14 protein-coding genes are annotated in these 15,059 nt (G+C 68.4%); 6 read left to right on the top strand and 8 right to left on the bottom strand.

The features are described 5' to 3' along the window. Positions 1-86: 86 nt before the first annotated feature. From A9976_RS24200 to A9976_RS24190, 3 genes are read right to left on the bottom strand one after another with little or no spacing between them, the layout of a single operon-like run. Entirely contained in the window at positions 87-320 is a 234-nt protein-coding gene (locus A9976_RS24200) for a hypothetical protein (RefSeq protein WP_183021105.1), read from the bottom strand. Between the two features lie 30 nt (positions 321-350). Next, positions 351-872, bottom strand: coding sequence for a low affinity iron permease family protein (locus tag A9976_RS24195; RefSeq protein ID WP_183021104.1), 522 nt, complete (start codon positions 870-872; stop codon positions 351-353). Between the two features lie 29 nt (positions 873-901). After that, positions 902-1,216, bottom strand: coding sequence for a hypothetical protein (locus tag A9976_RS24190; protein ID WP_183021103.1), 315 nt, complete (start codon positions 1,214-1,216; stop codon positions 902-904). A gap of 317 nt (positions 1,217-1,533) precedes the next feature. Here A9976_RS24190 and A9976_RS24185 point away from each other — a divergent pair, with 317 nt between their 5' ends. Then, entirely contained in the window at positions 1,534-2,499 is a 966-nt protein-coding gene (locus A9976_RS24185) for a PA2169 family four-helix-bundle protein (RefSeq protein WP_183021102.1), read from the top strand. Positions 2,500-2,534: 35 nt separating this feature from the next. On the opposite strand, the gene A9976_RS24180 is transcribed toward A9976_RS24185, so the two are convergent. Next, complete coding sequence (locus tag A9976_RS24180; RefSeq protein WP_183021101.1) at positions 2,535-3,959, bottom strand: short-chain fatty acyl-CoA regulator family protein; 1,425 nt, start codon at positions 3,957-3,959, stop codon at positions 2,535-2,537. A 117-nt stretch (positions 3,960-4,076) separates the two neighbouring features. Here A9976_RS24180 and A9976_RS24175 point away from each other — a divergent pair, with 117 nt between their 5' ends. The 3 genes from A9976_RS24175 to acnD are packed head-to-tail and all read left to right on the top strand — an operon-like array spanning position 4,077 to position 8,329. Continuing rightward, positions 4,077-4,475, top strand: coding sequence for an acyl-CoA thioesterase (locus tag A9976_RS24175; RefSeq protein WP_183021100.1), 399 nt, complete (start codon positions 4,077-4,079; stop codon positions 4,473-4,475). Further along, the gene (gene prpC / locus A9976_RS24170) at positions 4,472-5,641 is read left to right on the top strand and encodes a 2-methylcitrate synthase (protein ID WP_183021099.1); all 1,170 of its coding nucleotides are present in this window, start codon (positions 4,472-4,474) and stop codon (positions 5,639-5,641) included. Before A9976_RS24175 ends, prpC begins: the two co-directional genes overlap by 4 nt. A gap of 60 nt (positions 5,642-5,701) precedes the next feature. After that, entirely contained in the window at positions 5,702-8,329 is a 2,628-nt protein-coding gene (acnD, locus tag A9976_RS24165; protein WP_183021098.1) for a Fe/S-dependent 2-methylisocitrate dehydratase AcnD, read from the top strand. On the opposite strand, the gene A9976_RS24160 is transcribed toward acnD, so the two are convergent. The 4 genes from A9976_RS24160 to A9976_RS24145 all read right to left on the bottom strand — a co-directional run bounded on the left by A9976_RS24160 (position 8,317) and on the right by A9976_RS24145 (position 10,526). Next, on the bottom strand, positions 8,317-9,231 hold the full coding sequence (locus A9976_RS24160; RefSeq protein WP_183021097.1) for a LysR family transcriptional regulator: 915 nt from the start codon (positions 9,229-9,231) through the stop codon (positions 8,317-8,319). The two genes, acnD and A9976_RS24160, sit on opposite strands and share 13 nt — an antisense overlap. Before the next feature lie 12 nt (positions 9,232-9,243). After that, positions 9,244-9,465 carry a ribbon-helix-helix protein, CopG family gene (locus tag A9976_RS24155; protein ID WP_043821639.1) on the bottom strand — a complete coding sequence of 74 codons (222 nt, stop codon included), beginning with the start codon at positions 9,463-9,465 and terminating at the stop codon, positions 9,244-9,246. Then, complete coding sequence (locus A9976_RS24150; protein ID WP_043821641.1) at positions 9,462-9,887, bottom strand: putative toxin-antitoxin system toxin component, PIN family; 426 nt, start codon at positions 9,885-9,887, stop codon at positions 9,462-9,464. Before A9976_RS24150 ends, A9976_RS24155 begins: the two co-directional genes overlap by 4 nt. 72 nt (positions 9,888-9,959) lie before the next feature. Further along, on the bottom strand, positions 9,960-10,526 hold the full coding sequence (locus A9976_RS24145) for a TetR/AcrR family transcriptional regulator (RefSeq protein ID WP_034397250.1): 567 nt from the start codon (positions 10,524-10,526) through the stop codon (positions 9,960-9,962). A gap of 136 nt (positions 10,527-10,662) precedes the next feature. Here A9976_RS24145 and A9976_RS24140 point away from each other — a divergent pair, with 136 nt between their 5' ends. After that, positions 10,663-11,883 carry an efflux RND transporter periplasmic adaptor subunit gene (locus A9976_RS24140; protein ID WP_183021096.1) on the top strand — a complete coding sequence of 407 codons (1,221 nt, stop codon included), beginning with the start codon at positions 10,663-10,665 and terminating at the stop codon, positions 11,881-11,883. A gap of 26 nt (positions 11,884-11,909) precedes the next feature. Beyond that, positions 11,910-15,059, top strand: a complete 3,150-nt coding sequence (locus tag A9976_RS24135) for a multidrug efflux RND transporter permease subunit (RefSeq protein WP_183021095.1) — start codon at positions 11,910-11,912, stop codon at positions 15,057-15,059.

Raw genomic sequence — 15,059 nt, 5'->3', positions numbered from 1 at the left:
CACCGACCGTCAGCCGAGGGCTTGTGCGCGGATCGGCCATGCGCCAGCACCGGCCCATCAGGATGGAGGCGGCCTGCATGGCGCGTTCAGCGCTCGGCCTTGAGGGAGCCGCGGACATTGGTCACCGCCAGGCAGGCCTGCAGCGTCACCAGCGCCCAGGCACCCGTGGACCATCCCCACAGTGCCCACAGCACATTGCTGAGCATCAGAATCCAGAAGCCCACGTTGCGCCGTTGCGCAGAACGCGAGCCCACCCACCATGCGCCAAGGATGGAGGCCAGGAAGGCAGGCCACTGAAGCCAGTCGGGAATGTCGGGCATGGTTTTTCTCTCTGAAGGAGGGCAGGCGCCTCAGTTGCCGGGCCGTGCCGGGTCGTCCTCGTCGATGGAGTGGCATTCCTTGCAGGCTCCGCTTTCGCGCGCGCGGGCGGCCAGGTTGACGTAGAAGGCCGCCACTTGCTGCAGCTGCTCCTCGTCCAGCCCCTCGATGCCGATCATGCGGTTGCTTGCAATCTTGTTGGCTGCCAGCAGCTCGTTGAGCTTCAGGTGCAGGGCCACGCTGTCCTTGTTCTGGCTTTGCTGGATGAGGAACACCATCAGAAAGGTCACGATGGTCGTGCCCGTATTGATGACCAGTTGCCAGTTCTCCGAGAAGTGGAACATCGGGCCCGCCACGGCCCACACGGCCACACAGATCAGGGCCACGCAAAAGGCCATGGGCGTACCGGCCCAGCGCGTCACCTTGCTGGCGAAATGATCGAAGGCCGAAAGCAGCCGCGAATGGTCCGCGTACGAGGCGCTGCTTGTCTCGGGCATGGAGCCCAGGGCGTCGCCCGGGGTGCTGCGGCGTGATGTTGAACTTGTGGTTTGCATGGATGGATGTGTTCGGAATGGGGGCCGGTTCAAGGCTGCCTGCGCACCAGCTTCTTGCGCTGCTCGGCGTCCAGGCCCGGTGTCTGGCGCATGTCGGTGTCCACCTGGCCGGAGGCGATGTCGTCATGGGCCTGGCGCATCACGGGGTCGGGTGCATCGCTGGTGGCGTCGATGCTCTGGTCACGCTCATGCGGCAGGCGCAGGCCCTGCTCGGGCTCGCCCGATTCGCCGGGTGCATGCGGCGCCTTGCCTACCTGGCCGGGCAGCTTGGTGCGGCCGTCGCCCGATGGCTTGGACTGCTTTTGTGCAGAGGGCCGGGCAGCAGGGGTGGTCTTGTCTTTCATGGCGTTGTCCTTTCATTCATGGGCGCCCGCAGGGTGCGCCTTGGCCATGCTCTCCCCGCTTGCGCAAGGCCGTCGTGGGACCACGCCGAAAGCGCAGGAACGACAAGATGCCCCTGCCGGAACATGGCCGGCAGGCACGCCGATTGCCCTGTATGTGCCCTGTGCCGGGGTGCGAAAAATGGCCACAGGGGACTGGCGCGATGTCCGCAAGGCCCGGGCGCTGCGTTCCTACGGCACATGGCCGCAAGCGCGCACGCCGGACGGCCGCGGCGGCCATCAGCATAGGAATCACTTTCAACTGCCAAGGAGCACATTCCATGACGCAATCGAACCCCGCAAACCGTGACCCGCTGTCCGACGCACCTGGCGCGCACCCGGTGGGCACCGGCATAGGCGCAGCAGGCGGCGCCGTCACCGGCGCTGCATTCGGCGCAATGGGTGGCCCCATCGGCGCTGCCGTGGGTGGCGTGGCCGGCGCCGTGGTCGGCGGGCTGGCCGGCAAGGGTGCGGCCGAGGCCGTGAACCCCACGGTCGAAGATGCCTACTGGCGCGATGCCTACCAGAGCGAGCCCTATTACGTGGCTGGCCGCAGCTACGAGGAATACCGCCCCGCCTACGAGCTGGGCTGGAACGCTGCCGCCGCACGCCGCGATGCCGACTTCGATGCCTTCGAGTCCGAGTGGGAGCGCGAATGGACCACCCGCCGTGGCGCCAGCCATCTGGACTGGGACCAGGCCCGGCCCGCAGCACGCGCCGCCTGGGCGCGCGCAGGCAGCCGTGATGTCCGTGACGAGACGGGCACCATCGTCGCCCCCGCCTATACGGGCGATATCGACAACGACGATGTGGTGGACGTGCTCAACGACCTGCTTGAATCCTGCCGCGATGGCGAGTACGGCTTTCGCACCTCCTCCGAGAACGCCGACTCGCCGGACCTCAAGACCCTGTTCCTGCGCCACAGCGCAGAGTGCGGCGCCGCCGCGCTGGAGCTGGAGGCCGAGATCCGCAGGCTGGGTCGCGAGCCCGCATCGGGCGGCACGGTGGCCGGCGCGCTGCACCGGGGCTGGGTGTCGGTGAAGACGGCGCTGACCTCGCAGGACGACAAGGCGGTGCTGGAGGAATGCGAGCGCGGCGAGGATTCCGCCGTGGCCCAGTACCGCAAGGCGCTCAAGCAGCCGCTGCCCCCGGCCATCCGCGTGATGGTGGAGCGCCAGGCCCAGGGCGCGCAGCGCAACCATGACGAAGTGCGCGACCTGCGCGACCGTTACCGCAGCGCAGCCTGACCGCGCATCCCGCGCACGCGCGGGCCACGGAATCGTCAGCCGCCCACGCCATAGGGCGCAAAGCGGCTGGCGTTCTCATCCACATGCAGCGCCTTTCCCACATAGGGAAAGGCGCGCTGCGTGCACTGGTCGCGTTCGCAGACCTTGCAGCCCATGCCGATGGGCGTTGCCGATTCCGGGTCGCCCAGGTCCAGCCCCTTCGCATAGACCAGGCGCGCGGCATGGCGTATGTCGCAGCCCAGGCCGATGGAGAAGGTCTTGCGCGGCGAGCCGTAGCCGCGCTGCCCGCGCGTGACCGAGCGCGCAATCCACAGGTAGCGCCGCCCGTCGGGCATGCTGGCCAGCTGGCGCAGCACCTGGTCGGGCTGGCCGAAGGCCTCGTACACCGTCCACAGAGGGCAGGTGCCGCCCGTGCGGCTGAAGTGGAAATGCGTGGCCGACTGGCGCTTGGAGATATTGCCCGCGCGGTCCACGCGCACGAAGAAGAAGGGCACGCCGGGTGCGCCGGGCCGCTGCAGCGTGCTCAGACGGTGGCAGACGGTTTCAAAGCCCACGCCAAAGCGCTGGCCCAGCAGGTCGATGTCGTAGCGCAGCTGCTCGGCCGCCTCCAGGAACAGGTCGTAGGGCAGCAGCAGCGCGCCCGCAAAGTAGTTGGCCAGGCCCACGCGGGCGAGCTTGCTTGAAGCCGGGTCGCCCTGGAAGGCGGCGGTGGCGATCAGCCGGTCCAGCAGGGCGCCGATCTCCAGCAGCGCCAGCTGGGTGCCCAGCTGAAAGGCCTGCTGCGCGGGCTCCAGCGCAGAGGACAGCATGAGCACGCGTGTGGCCGGATCGAAGCGGCGCTGGCTTTCCCGTGAATCCTCGGAGCGCTGCACCTGGACGCCATGGCGCTGCTCCAGCCTGCGTGCCAGCCAGTCCGCCAGATGGCCGGGGTCGGCGCGGGCCTCGTGCGCCAGCGCCTGGGCCGCGCGGTCCACCTCGTCGAAATAGTTCTGGTGCGCGAAGAAGAAATCGCGCACGGCCTCGAACGGCATGGTGCGCGGGGCCGACAACCGGGCCGATCCGTCCGAGCGGTCATCGCCCAGGCGGAGCGACATGCTCTCGATGCGCTCCATGGCTTCGAGATGGCGGCGGTGCAGCGCCATCACCGCCCGTCCCAGGGCCGGCATTTGCGCGGCCACTTCCTGCAGCTCGGGCAGGGCGATGGATTCGGGCGCATCGGCCAGGGCTTCGCGCAGGCCGGCGACCAGGCGTGCTTCCTCGTCCTCCGAGAACTGCTGTATGTCCACGCCCAGCGCGCGGTTGAGCTTGAGCAGCACCGACACCGTCAGCGGCCGCTGGTTCTGCTCCAGCTGGTTCAGGTAGCTGGGCGACAGGCCCAGCGCGTGGGCCAGGGCGATCTGGGACAGGCCGTGCTCCGCGCGCAGTTTGCGCAGCTTGACGCCCATGAATGTCTTCTTCATGGCTGTTTCCTCGGGTGGCTGTTATTCGCAGAATTCGCAATATCGTGGGATTCGTTTCGCAAGAATTCGCCTTTTCAGTCCTATGGCTGAGCCGCTATTTTGCGTAGATTGCGAAGCATGACAACACCTACTGGAACCGCCGAGTTGCGCGAACTGGTATTGCCCGCGCTGGCCAACCACCACGGCACGCTGTTCGCAGGCCAGGGCCTGCAGCTCATGGCCAAGACCGCCTTTCTGGCAGCGCGCAGCCTGGCGCAGCGCGAGGTGGTGATGGCCGGCGTCACCGGCATCGACTTCCTGGCGCCCGTGCCCGTGGGCCACGAGATCGTCCTGCGCGGCTGGGTCAGCCGCGTGGGGCGCAGCTCGATGACGGTCTGCGTCACCGCCTCGGCCCGGGCGCCCGGCATTGCCTGCGAGGACGTGCTCAAGGGCCTGTTCGAGATGGTGGCTGTCGATCACAACGGCCTTCCTGCCGCCATTGCCCATTCCTATCTGAACCAGGAGACCCTTCCATGAGTATCACGACCATCGACGCGCCATCTGCGTCCGCATTCAAGCCCAAGAAGTCCGTTGCCCTGTCGGGCGTGACCGCCGGCAACACGGCGCTGTGCACCGTGGGCCGTTCGGGCAACGACCTGCACTATCGCGGCTACGACATCCTGGACATTGCCGAGGTCTGCGAGTTCGAGGAAATCGCCCATCTGCTGGTGCATGGCAAGCTGCCCACGCGCCCCGAACTGCAGGCCTACAAGACCAAATTGCAGGCGCTGCGCGGCCTGCCGGCCAGCGTCAGGCAGGCGCTGGAGCAGCTGCCTGCCGGCGCCCACCCCATGGATGTGATGCGCACCGGCGTCTCGGCCCTGGGCTGCGTGCTGCCCGAAAAGGACGACCACAACCTGGCGGGTGCCCGCGACATTGCCGACCGGCTCATGGCCAGCCTGGGCTCCATGCTGCTGTACTGGTACCACTGGAGCAATTCGGGCCGGCGCATCGAGGTGGAGACCGATGACGACTCCATCGGCGGCCACTTCCTGCACCTGCTGCACGGCCACCGGCCGTCCGGAGGCTGGGTGCGCGCCATGCACACCTCGCTCAACCTGTATGCCGAGCATGAGTTCAACGCCTCCACCTTCACGGCGCGCGTGATCGCGGGCACGGGCAGCGATATGTATTCGTCCATCGCGGGCGCCATCGGCGCGCTGCGCGGCCCCAAGCATGGCGGCGCCAACGAGGTGGCCTTCGAGATCCAGAAGCGCTACGACACCCCCGACGAGGCCGAGGCCGACATCCGCCGCCGCGTCGATGCCAAGGAAGTGGTGATCGGCTTCGGCCACCCGGTCTACACCGTCAGCGACCCGCGCAACGTGGTCATCAAGGGCGTGGCCAAGCGCCTGTCCGACGAGGCCGGAACCACCCGCATGTACGACATTGCCGACCGGCTGGAAGCGGTGATGTGGGAGGTCAAGAAGATGTTCCCCAACCTGGACTGGTTCAGTGCCGTCAGCTACCACATGATGGGCGTGCCCACGGCCATGTTCACGCCGCTGTTCGTGATCGCGCGCACCAGCGGCTGGGCCGCGCATGTGATCGAGCAGCGCCAGGACAACAAGATCATCCGCCCCAGCGCCAACTACACGGGGCCGGATGACCAGAAGTTCGTGCCCCTCGATGCGCGCGCCTGAGCCGCCGCTGTCCTGAACCTGGCGGGCGGGCTGCAGGCCCGCCCGCATTGCATCCGCCCCATGAACAACGACCACAAGAAACCCCTGCCCGGCACCAAGCTGCACTACATCGACGCCCGTGCCGCCGTCGATGCCCTCTCGCCCGGTGCCTGGGCTCGTCTGCCCTACACCGCCCGCGTCCATGCCGAAAACCTCGTGCGCCGCGCCGATCCCGAGCAGCTGGACGGCTACCTGCTGCAGCTCATCGAGCGCCGCCGCGACATCGACTTCCCCTGGTTCCCCGTGCGCGTGGTCTGCCACGACATCCTGGGCCAGACCGCCCTGGTGGACCTGGCCGGCCTGCGCGATGCCATCGCGGCCGAAGGCGGCGACCCCGCCCAGGTCAACCCCGTCGTTCCCGTGCAGCTCATCGTGGACCACTCGCTGGCCGTGGAGTGCGGCGGCTTCGATCCCGACGCCTTCGTGAAGAACCGCGCCATCGAGGACCGCCGCAACGAGGACCGCTTCCACTTCATCGAGTGGACGAAGAAGGCCTTTGCCAACGTGGATGTGATCCCTGCAGGGAACGGGATCATGCACCAGATCAATCTGGAGAAGATGTCCCCCGTGGTCACCGTGCAGGATGGCCTGGCCTTCCCGGACACCTGCGTCGGCACCGACTCGCACACGCCCCATGTCGATGCCCTGGGCGTGATCGCCGTGGGCGTGGGCGGGCTGGAGGCCGAGAACGTCATGCTGGGCCGTGCCTGCTGGATGCGCCTGCCCGACATCGTGGGCGTGCGCCTCACGGGCCGGCGCCAGGCGGGCATCACGGCCACCGACATCGTGCTGGCCCTGACCGAATTCCTGCGCCAGCAAAAAGTCGTCGGAGCCTATGTGGAATTCTTTGGCGAAGGCGCCGACAGCCTGAGCATCGGCGACCGCGCCACCATCTCCAACATGTGCCCCGAATACGGCGCCACGGCGGCCATGTTCTCCATTGACGACCAGACGCTGGCCTACCTGCGCCTGACCGGCCGCGACGAGGCCCAGGTGCGCCTGGTCGAGGCCTATGCGCGCACCGCAGGCCTGTGGAGCGACACCCTGGCCGGGGTGGAGTACGAGCGCGTGCTGCAGTTCGACCTGTCCACCGTGGTGCGCAACATGGCCGGCCCCTCGAATCCGCACCGGCGCCTGCCCACCTCGGCCCTGGCCGAGCGCGGCATTGCCGATGCCGCAAAACTGCAGGCCGCCCGCGCCCAGGAGGCGCAAGGCCTGATGCCCGATGGGGCCGTCATCATCGCGGCCATCACCAGCTGCACCAACACCAGCAACCCGCGCAATGTCATCGCCGCCGCCTTGCTGGCGCGCAATGCCAATCGTCTGGGCCTGGCGCGCAAGCCCTGGGTCAAATCCTCGCTGGCGCCGGGCTCCAAGGCCGTGGAGCTGTATCTGAAGGAGGCCGGACTGCTCAGCGAGCTGGAGCAGCTGGGCTTTGGCATCGTCGCCTTTGCCTGCACCACCTGCAACGGCATGAGCGGCGCGCTGGACCCCGCCATCCAGCAGGAGATCGTCGAGCGCGACCTCTACGCCACGGCCGTGCTCTCGGGCAACCGCAACTTCGACGGGCGCATCCATCCCCAGGCCAAACAGGCCTTCCTGGCCTCGCCGCCGCTGGTCGTGGCCTATGCGCTGGCGGGCACGGTGCGCTTCGACATCGAGCAGGACGTGCTGGGCGTGGTGGACGGCCGGGAGATCCGCCTGAAGGACCTGTGGCCCGCCGACGAGGAGATCGACGCCATCGTTGAACAAGCGGTCAAACCTGCGCAATTCCGCGCCGTCTACGACCCCATGTTCGCCATCCGCAAGGACGATGGAGACAAGGCCTCGCCCCAGTACGACTGGCGCTCCCAGTCCACCTACATACGCCGCCCGCCGTACTGGGACACCGAAGGCGTGGGCGCGCTGGCGGCCTTCCCGCGCACGCTGCGCAACATGCGGCCGCTGGCCCTGCTGCCCGACAACATCACCACCGACCACCTGTCGCCCTCCAACGCCATCCTGGCCGACAGCGCGGCGGGCGAATACCTGGCGCGCATGGGCCTGCCCGAGGAGGACTTCAACTCCTACGCCACCCACCGCGGCGACCACCTCACCGCCATGCGCGCCACCTTCGCCAACCCGCAGCTGGTCAACGAGATGGCCGTCATCGACGGCGTGCAGCACAAGGGCTCGCTGGCGCGCATCGAGCCCGAAGGCCGCGTGGTGCGCATGTGGGAGGCCATGGAAACCTACCTGAACCGCCGCCAGCCGCTGATCATCATCGCGGGCGCCGACTACGGCCAGGGCAGCTCGCGCGACTGGGCGGCCAAGGGAGTGCGGCTGGCCGGAGTCGAGGCCGTGGTGGCCGAAGGCTTCGAGCGCATCCACCGGACCAACCTCATAGGCATGGGCGTGCTGCCGCTGCAGTTCGTGCCGGGCACCGACCGCAGGACCCTGGGGCTGGACGGCACGGAGGTCTATGGGGTAGAAGGCGAGCGCACGCCGGGAACCCAACTCACTCTGGTGATTGAACGAAGAAGCGGCCAGACGCTGCGCGTGCCCGTGACCTGCCGGCTGGACACGGCCGAGGAGGTGTCGGTGTACGAGGCCGGCGGCGTGCTGCAGCGCTTTGCGCAGGACTTCCTGGCGCAGGCTCAGGCGGCCTGAGCTGGGGGCGTGCCAGCGGCCAGCGGCTGGCGCGCCAGCTCGATGAAGGCCTGCAGATAGTCGGTCTGCAGGTCCGCCACGCGTGCGCCCAGGAAGATCTGCTTGGCGATGCCCTTGGCGCCCAGGCGCACGGGAACCACGTCCAGCCTGCCCGCGTACTCCTGCACCAGCCAGCGCGGCAGGGCCGCCACGCCCCGGCCGCTGGCCACCATCTGCATCATGATGTCCGTGGTCTCTATGGCCTTCTGGCGGCGCGGCGTGATGCCGGCCGGCATGAGGAACTGGTTGTAGATGTCCAGCCGGTCCATGGGCACGGGATAGGTGATCAGCACCTCGGGCGCGAGCTGGGCGGCCTCCACGAAATCGGCCCCTGCCAGCGCATGCGCGCTGGAGACCACCAGCACCTGCTCGTAGTCGAACACGGGCACGAACTCCAGGCCCGTCTTGAACAGTGGATCGGGCGTGACCAGCAGGTCGATCTCGTAGCCGAACAGGGCGCCGATGCCGCCGAACTGGAATTTCTGCTTCACATCCACATCCACATCGGGCCAGCTCGCCAGATAGGGCGCGACGATCTTGAGCAGCCACTGGTAGCAGGGATGGCACTCCATGCCTATGCGCAGCGCGCCGCGCTCGCCCTGGGCGAACTGGCGCAGCCGCTCCTCGGCCAGGTCCAGCTGGGGCAGCACTCGCTGGGCCACGGCCAGCAGGTACTGGCCGGCCTGCGTCAGGCGCAGGCTGCGGCCTTCGCGCAGCCAGATGTCCGTGCCCAGCTGCTGCTCCAGCTTCTTCATGCTGTGGCTCAACGCCGACTGCGTCACGCACAGCACGCCAGCCGCCGCCGTCAGCGAGCCCTGTTTTTCGACTTCACGGACGATGGCGAGGTGGGTGCGTTCGAGCATGCAGCCTCGGCCTCAACGCGGATCCTGGCTGTCCAGGCGTGCCAGTATGTCCAGTGCCTGCTTAGCATCGCCACTGGCAGCCAGCGTGCGAAAGCGCGTTTCCATGTCAAACGCCGTGATGGCCTGCGTGCTCAACTCTTCGACCAGCTTGTTGATGCTCAGTCCCCGGTTGCGGGCCAGCGATTTCAGGCGCTGTGCCGTGTCGTCCGGCAAACGGATGGTCAGGGTGCTCATGGCTGTTCCTCCAGATCCAGGTATTGGGCGGGCGTCAGAATGCGCAACTGCGGCCAGGCCAGTTCCCCGCGGCTCAGGTCGCGCACATTGTGGGTCACGATGACTTCGGCATTGCCCGCCACGGCCAGCTCGATCAGGTGGTTGTCTCCCTCGTCTGGCAGATTGGGGCGCCAACCGTAGTAAACGTTGACCCAGCGTCCGGCATGCGCCAGTGCGGCCAGCACCTGCCGGCGTTCGTCGGCCGTCGTGGCGTCAGTCCAGACGTCGCGGCCAAGCAGGTCTTCGTACTCCTGCCACAGGGCATTGCCAAACAAAGGCATGGCCTGCCCTTGGAGTACGCGGCGCAGCACTTCGCGCGATGCGCCCCCGCCAGAGCGCAGGGCGGAGACAAACACATTGGTGTCCAGAACGATCAAACGCATGGCTGATGCTAGCGCATATGCAGTCATGACCATCATTCATCACCTCGGTTTCCCCCGTCGGCGCCCGGCGTGCTACGCGGCCGGTGCGCCGGGCTGCAGGGCGCCGTGCAGGAAGGACTGCTCCATCACGGCCGCCACGCTGGCCCGCGCAACACGGCCGCGCCGTTCCGCATCCAGCAGGCCCACGGCCATGGAAAGCCACAGCTCGGTCATGGCCGCTGCCGTGATGTCGATGCGGAACACGCCGGCCTGCTGGCCGCGCAGGAAAAAGGCATCCATGGCCGCCACCCATTCGCTCTCTATCTGGCCGACCACCGAGATGTCGGAGCGCCAGAAATACATCAGGAACAGCAGCAGCGTCTGGTGGTCCTGGCAGTGGGCGGTGAGGCGGCGCAGCGCCTCCAGCGGCGCGTGGCGCTCCAGTTCGGCCGCGTGCATGGCGCGCGACAGGGTGTCGGCCGCATGCCCTATGAGCCGGTCGATGAGCTGGTCGCGCGTGGGGCAGAAGCGGTAGAGCGTGGCCTTGCTGATGCCGATGGCGCGTGCCAGCTCCTGCAGATTGGCCTTGGGATCGTCCAGCAGCGCCAGTGCCAGTGCGCCCAGCAGCTTGCCTTCGTCCTCTTGCTTGGTGCTCGTCATCGCTTGTCATGCCTCCTTGGAAAGTGCAGGGATTTTATCTGTTGATGTTTTAAAGTATCAAATGAATCGATGTTGACTCATTTGATTCTGATATGTACCATCGCGGCCTTCGTATCGAATCAATCAGGTTGTGAACATGAGCATGCGTCTGAACAAGCGACGTGGCCTGCCGCTGGCGGCCCTGGTGCTGGCCGTCCTGGCGGCGGGCTGCGGCCGCAACGAGGCTCCGGCCGCGGCGGGTGACGCGCTGCCCGTGGTGCAGGCCGTCACCGTGCAGCCCGCGCCGCTGGCCCTGTCCAGCGAGCTGCCGGGCCGCATCGAGCCCGTGCGCGTGGCCGAGGTGCGTGCGCGGGTGGCCGGCATCGTGCTGCGCCGCCATTTCGAGGAAGGTGCCGATGTCCTGGCCGGCCAGGTGCTGTTCCAGATCGACCCGGCGCCCCTGCGCGCCGCCCTGTCCCGCGCCCAGGGCCAGCTGGCCAGCGCCGAGGCGGCCCTGCTCGATGCGCGTGCCGTGGTCGGCCGCAACGCGCCGCTGGTGGCGCAGGAGGCGGTCAGCCGCCAGGACTTCGAGGCCATGCAGGCCCGCCTGCAGGCGGCCCAGGCCGCGCGGCAGTCCGCCCAGGCCGAGGTGCAGGCGGCCGCCCTGAACCTGGAATACGCCACGGTCAGGGCGCCTATCGCGGGCCGCATCGGCCGTGCTTTGGTCACCGAGGGCGCCCTGGTGGGCCAGGGCGAGGCCACGCCCATGGCGCTGGTCCAGCAGCTCGACCCGGTCTATGCCGACTTCCAGCAGCCCGTGGCCGAAGCCCAGCGCCTGCGCGCGGCCCTGGCCGAGGGCCGTCTGGCACAGACAGCGGGCAAGGACGGCACGCCGGTTTCCCTGAAGGTGGACGGCACGGGCCTGCAGCGCACGGGGCGGCTGCTGTTCTCGGATGTGACGGTGGACCGCGGCACGGGCCAGATGGCGCTGCGCGGGCGCTTCGACAACCGCGACGGCATGCTGCTGCCCGGCATGTATGTGCGCGTGACCGTGGGCCAGGGCGTGGACCCTGCCGCCATCCTGGTGCCGCAGCGGGCCGTGCAGCGCAGCACTGACGGGCAGGCCCACGTGCTGGTGGTGGACGGCCAGGACACGCTGCAGATGCGCCCCGTGCAGACCGCCGCCATGCATGGCGCGCAGTGGCAGATCAGCGCAGGCCTCAAGGGCGGCGAGCGCGTGGTGGTGGGCCGCATGGCGGGCCTGCAGCCCGGGGCGCGGGTTCAGGTCACGGCCCTTTCCGATGCCGCGGCCTCCCCTACGGCGGGGCTGTCCGGCACCTTCAGCGCCTCCGGCAGCTCCGCCACGTCCAGCGACTGAGCCGGCGCCTGCCCAAGGAATAGACCATGTCCAAGTTCTTCATCAACCGCCCCAACTTCGCCTGGGTGGTGGCCATCTTCATCATGCTCGCCGGGCTGCTGGCGATACCGGCGCTGCCCGTCTCCCAGTTTCCCAACGTGGCGCCGCCGCAGATCTCGATCACCGCCAACTACCCGGGCGCCTCCGCCACCACGGTGATGGAGTCGGTGACCAGCGTCATCGAGGAGGAGCTCAACGGCACCAAGGGGCTGCTGTACTTCGACTCCTCCAGCGGCTCCACGGGCCTGGCCGAGATCACGGCCACCTTCGCCCCGGGCACCGAGCCCGCGCTGGCCCAGGTGGAGGTGCAAAACCGCATCAAGAAGGCCGAGGCGCGCCTGCCCGCGTCCGTGATGCAGATGGGCCTGCAGGTCGAGCAGGCCAGCGCCAACTTCCTGATGATCTACTCGCTGACCTACAAGGACGGCAGCGGCGGCAACAGCGAGGTGGCCCTGTCCGACTACGCCGTGCGCAACATCAACAACGAGATCCGCCGCGTGCCCGGCGTGGGCAAGGTGCAGTTCTTCGCGGCCGATGTGGCCATGCGCGTGTGGGTCGATCCGGGCAAGCTGCTGGGCTACGGCCTGTCGGTGGCCGACGTGAACGCGGCCATCGCCGCCCAGAACGCGCAGGTGCCGGCCGGCAGCTTTGGCGCCTCGCCCGCGGGGCCCGGCCAGGAGTTGAGCGCCACCATCGCCGTCAAGGGCACGCTGGCCTCGCCCGAGGAGTTCGGACAGATCGTGCTGCGTGCCAGGGCCGATGGCTCGGCCGTGCGCCTGGCCGATGTGGCGCGGCTGGAGGTCGGCCAGCTGGACTACAGCTTTTCCTCGCGCGAGGACGGCCGCCAGGGCGTGGCCGCCGCCGTGCAGCTGGCGCCCGGCGCCAACGCCATGCAGACCGCCAAGGCCGTCAAGGCGCGCCTGGCCGAGCTGTCGCAGAACTTCCCTGCCGGCATCCAGTACGCCGTGCCCTATGACACCTCGCGCTTCGTGGAAGTGGCCATCGGCAAGGTCATCCAGACCCTGGTGGAGGCCGTGGCGCTGGTGTTCCTGGTGATGTGGCTGTTCCTGCAGAGCCTGCGCTACACGCTGATTCCCACCATCGTCGTGCCCGTGTGCCTGGCCGGCACCCTGGGCGTGATGTATGCGCTGGGCTTTTCGGTGAACATGATGACCATGTTCGGCATGGTGCTGGCCATCGGCATCCTGGTGGACGACGCCATCGTGGTGGTGGAGAACGTGGAGCGACTCATGGCCGAGGAGGGGCTGCCGCCGCTGGCCGCCACGGTCAAGGCCATGCAGCAGGTCTCGGGCGCCATCGTCGGCATCACCCTGGTGCTGGTGGCGGTGTTCCTGCCGCTGGCCTTCATGAGCGGATCGGTGGGCGTGATCTACCGGCAGTTCTCGCTGTCGCTGGCCGTGTCCATCCTGTTCTCGGGCCTGCTGGCGCTGACCTTCACGCCGGCGCTGTGCGCCACGCTGCTCAATCCCGTTGCCAAGGACCACCACGCCGAGCGCAAGGGCTTCTTCGGCTGGTTCAACCGCCGCTTCGCGGCGCTGACCGAGCGCTTCGACCTGCTCAACCAGCGGCTGGTGCGCCGCGCCGGGCGCTGCATGCTGGTGTATGCCGCCATCGTGGCCGGGCTGGGCGTTGCGTACACGCGCATGCCCGAATCCTTCGTGCCCTACGAGGACATGGGCTATTACATCGTCGGCGTGCAGCTGCCGCCGGGCGCCACCACGGAGCGCACCAAGGCCATGGTCAAGGACATGGAGGACTATGTTCGGAGCCGCCCCGCCACGGCCCAGGCCGAGTTCCTGATGGGCTACAGCTTCTCGGGCATGGGGCAGAACGCGGCCCTGGCCTTCGTCACGCTCAAGGACTGGTCGGTGCGCGGCGCCGGGCAGGCGTCGTGGGACGAGGTGCAGGCCTTCAACCAGCGCTTTGCCCGCCTGTCCGACGGCACCGTCATGGCCGTGGACCCGCCGCCCATCGACGGCCTGGGCAACTCCGGCGGCTTTGCGCTGCGCCTGCAGGATCGCGCCAACCTGGGCCGCGAGGCGCTGATCGCTGCGCGCGACCAGCTGCTGGCCAAGGCCAATGCCTCGCCCATCATTGCCTACGCCATGATGGAAAACCTGGAGGATGCGCCCCAGCTGCGGCTGGACATCGACCGGCGCAAGGCGCAGGCCCAGGGCGTGGATTTCAGCGCCATCAACACGGCCCTGTCCACGGCCTACGGCTCGGCCGTGATCAATGAGTTCCCCAACGCCGGCCGCCTGCAGCGCGTGGTGGTGCAGGCCGATGCGCAGGCCCGCGCGCGGCCCGAGGACATCCTGCGCCTGCACGTGCCCAACGCCAGCGGGCAGCAGGTGCCGCTGGCGGCCTTTGCCACGGTGCGCTGGGAAAGCGGGCCGGTGCAGATCTCGCGCTACAACGGCTATCCGGCCTTCCGCATCTCGGGCGATGCCAGGCCCGGCCACACCACGGGCGAGGCCATGGCCGAGCTGGAACGCATCATGGCCGAGATGCCGCGCGGCATAGGCTACGAGTGGACGGCCCTGTCCTTCCAGGAGAAAGCCGCCGGTGCCCAGGCGCCCAAGCTGTTCGCGCTGGCCATCGTGGTGGTGTTCCTGCTGCTGGTGGCCCTGTACGAGAGCTGGAGCATTCCCGCCGCCGTGATGCTGATCGTGCCCATAGGCGCGCTGGGATCGGTGCTGGCCACATCGGCCGTGGGCCTGTCCAACGACGTGTACTTCAAGGTGGGCCTGATCACCATCATCGGCCTGGCGGCCAAGAACGCCATCCTGATCGTGGAGTTCGCCAGGGACCTGCATGCGCAGGGGCACAGCCTGGCGCAGGCCGCGCTGCAGGCGGCACGGCTGCGCTTTCGGCCCATCGTCATGACCTCGCTGGCCTTCATCCTGGGCGTGGTGCCGCTGGCGCTGGCCTCGGGCGCGGGCGCCTCCAGCCAGGCCGCCATCGGCTTCGGCGTGATCGGCGGCATGCTGTCGGCCACGCTGCTGGGGGTGGTCTTCGTCCCCGTCTTCTTCGTCTGGGTGCTGTCCCTGCTGCGGCGCAAGGCGCCGGCCGGCACCCCGCCTGCCCTGCAGGCCCCGGCAATCCCCACGGAGTAA

Origin of the sequence: Delftia sp. UME58 (genome assembly GCF_014170385.1) — a bacterium.
GTDB lineage: Bacteria > Pseudomonadota > Gammaproteobacteria > Burkholderiales > Burkholderiaceae_C > Comamonas > Comamonas acidovorans.
This window is presented reverse-complemented; position numbering and strand designations above follow the sequence as displayed.

What these genes read in the sequence shown, in the direction of transcription:
- A9976_RS24190 (WP_183021103.1), bottom strand. Translation starts at nt 1,216, where the DNA reads ATGAAAGACAAGACCACCCCTGCTGCCCGGCCCTCTGCACAAAAGCAG.
- A9976_RS24155 (WP_043821639.1), bottom strand. Translation starts at nt 9,465, where the DNA reads ATGAGCACCCTGACCATCCGTTTGCCGGACGACACGGCACAGCGCCTG.
- A9976_RS24150 (WP_043821641.1), bottom strand. Translation starts at nt 9,887, where the DNA reads ATGCGTTTGATCGTTCTGGACACCAATGTGTTTGTCTCCGCCCTGCGC.
- A9976_RS24160 (WP_183021097.1), bottom strand. Translation starts at nt 9,231, where the DNA reads ATGCTCGAACGCACCCACCTCGCCATCGTCCGTGAAGTCGAAAAACAG.
- acnD (WP_183021098.1), top strand. Translation starts at nt 5,702, where the DNA reads ATGAACAACGACCACAAGAAACCCCTGCCCGGCACCAAGCTGCACTAC.
- A9976_RS24195 (WP_183021104.1), bottom strand. Translation starts at nt 872, where the DNA reads ATGCAAACCACAAGTTCAACATCACGCCGCAGCACCCCGGGCGACGCC.
- prpC (WP_183021099.1), top strand. Translation starts at nt 4,472, where the DNA reads ATGAGTATCACGACCATCGACGCGCCATCTGCGTCCGCATTCAAGCCC.
- A9976_RS24135 (WP_183021095.1), top strand. Translation starts at nt 11,910, where the DNA reads ATGTCCAAGTTCTTCATCAACCGCCCCAACTTCGCCTGGGTGGTGGCC.
- A9976_RS24145 (WP_034397250.1), bottom strand. Translation starts at nt 10,526, where the DNA reads ATGACGAGCACCAAGCAAGAGGACGAAGGCAAGCTGCTGGGCGCACTG.
- A9976_RS24175 (WP_183021100.1), top strand. Translation starts at nt 4,077, where the DNA reads ATGACAACACCTACTGGAACCGCCGAGTTGCGCGAACTGGTATTGCCC.
- A9976_RS24200 (WP_183021105.1), bottom strand. Translation starts at nt 320, where the DNA reads ATGCCCGACATTCCCGACTGGCTTCAGTGGCCTGCCTTCCTGGCCTCC.
- A9976_RS24180 (WP_183021101.1), bottom strand. Translation starts at nt 3,959, where the DNA reads ATGAAGAAGACATTCATGGGCGTCAAGCTGCGCAAACTGCGCGCGGAG.
- A9976_RS24140 (WP_183021096.1), top strand. Translation starts at nt 10,663, where the DNA reads ATGAGCATGCGTCTGAACAAGCGACGTGGCCTGCCGCTGGCGGCCCTG.
- A9976_RS24185 (WP_183021102.1), top strand. Translation starts at nt 1,534, where the DNA reads ATGACGCAATCGAACCCCGCAAACCGTGACCCGCTGTCCGACGCACCT.